Source organism: Azospirillum sp. B506 (assembly GCF_000333595.1).
Classification (GTDB): Bacteria; Pseudomonadota; Alphaproteobacteria; order Azospirillales; family Azospirillaceae; genus Azospirillum.
Genome location: NZ_BADK01001054.1, coordinates 1 through 1204, shown reverse-complemented (window position 1 = coordinate 1204; position 1204 = coordinate 1). Strand labels below are relative to the sequence as shown.

Below are 1204 nucleotides of genomic sequence, written 5' to 3'. Positions count from 1 at the left end.
CGTCACCGGCAAGACCAACGCCAGCTGGCCCGGCGACATGTACAAGACCGGCGGCGGCGCCACCTGGCTGGGCGGCACCTACGATCCGGAAACCAAGACGCTGTTCTTCGGCACCGGCAACCCGGCGCCCTGGAACTCGCACCTGCGTCCGGGCGACAACCTCTATACCTCCTCCACCCTCGCCATCGATCCGGACAACGGCGAGATCAAGTGGCACTACCAGACGACGCCGCATGACGGCTGGGACTTCGACGGCGTGAACGAGTTCGTGTCCTTCGACCTGAAGAAGGACGGCAAGGTGATCAAGGCCGGCGGCAAGGCCGACCGCAATGGCTTCTTCTACGTCATCGACCGCAACACCGGCAAGCTGATCAACGCCTCGCCCTTCGTCACCAAGATCACCTGGGCCAAGGGGATCGACATCGAGACGGGACGTCCGATCTACATCGACGACAACCGTCCGGGCGCCCCGGCGACCGGCGATGCGCATGATGCCAAGGGCAAGTCGGTCTTCGCGGCCCCCGCCTTCCTGGGCGCCAAGAACTGGATGCCGATGGCCTACAACCCGCAGACCGAGCTGTTCTACGTCCCGGCCAACGAGTGGGGCATGGACATCTGGAACGAGCCGATCACCTACAAGAAGGGGGCGGCCTATCTCGGCGCCGGCTTCACCATCAAGCCGCTGTATGACGATTACATCGGCGCGCTGCGCGCCGTCGATCCGAAGACCGGCAAGATCGTCTGGGAATACAAGAACCCGGCCCCGCTGTGGGGCGGTGTGCTGACCACCGCCGGCAATCTGGTCTTCACCGGCACGCCGGAAGGCTATCTGAAGGCGTTCGACGCCAAGTCCGGGCAGGAGGTCTGGAAGTTCCAGACAGGCTCCGGCGTGGTCGGCAGCCCGGTCACCTGGAAGATGGATGGCGAGCAGTATGTCGCCGTCGTCTCCGGTTGGGGCGGTGCGGTGCCGCTGTGGGGTGGCGACGTCGCCAAGCTGGTGAAGGACATCAACCAGGGCGGTTCGCTCTGGGTGTTCAAGCTGCCGAAGGCCTGACCGCAGGCGCACACAAACGGCAGGATGGCGGGCCGGAGCGATCCGGTCCGCCCATTCCCGTGTCTATGATCTGGAAAGTATTTTTTGTCATCGAATAGACCATGTCCTACCATAGTCCAATTATTCGCAGGTCCCACTGCTGATAAATTC

General features: G+C 63.3%; 1 protein-coding gene. It reads left to right on the top strand.

The genetic code is table 11. The features are described from left to right. Nucleotides 1-1054, top strand: a 1054-nt coding sequence (locus I71_RS32420; RefSeq protein WP_042704029.1) for a PQQ-dependent dehydrogenase, methanol/ethanol family, incomplete at its 5' end; no start/stop codon positions are given. Nucleotides 1055-1204: the final 150 nt, after the last annotated feature.